Raw genomic sequence first — 298 nt, 5'->3', positions numbered from 1 at the left:
GGGTGTCACCGGCCATCTCGGCGGCCACCTCGACGATCCCTTCGGCCGCGCGTCCGCTGTGCGAGACGACGACGAGCCCGACCATCAGTCCCCGTCCTCCGGTGGCGCGTCGCCCTCTCCGTCGCCCGCCGCGTCGTCGGGCTCGTCGTCGTCTCGCACAGCGGACGCGCGGCCGAAGGGATCGTCGAGGTGGCCGCCGAGATGGCCGGTGACACCCGGATCGAGCCGGTGGGCGGCGACGGGCAGGGCGGGATCGGCACCGTCCCGGACGCGATCGAGGCCGCGGTCGACGCCGCGG

Annotated in this window: 2 pseudogenes; one reads left to right on the top strand and one right to left on the bottom strand. The window is 75.8% G+C overall.

Annotation, left to right across the window (positions count from 1 at the left end):
• Positions 1 to 85 (bottom strand): annotated as a pseudogene (locus tag DJ75_RS18940) (PTS mannose transporter subunit IID); the annotation flags it as partial.
• 47 nt (positions 86 to 132) lie between these two features.
• Between DJ75_RS18940 and DJ75_RS01680 the strand changes: the two are divergent.
• Positions 133 to 298: pseudogene (locus DJ75_RS01680) on the top strand (PTS mannose transporter subunit IID); the annotation flags it as partial.

This window comes from Halorubrum sp. Eb13 (genome assembly GCF_002252895.1).
In the GTDB taxonomy this organism is placed as follows: domain Archaea; phylum Halobacteriota; class Halobacteria; order Halobacteriales; family Haloferacaceae; genus Halorubrum.
This window is presented reverse-complemented; position numbering and strand designations above follow the sequence as displayed.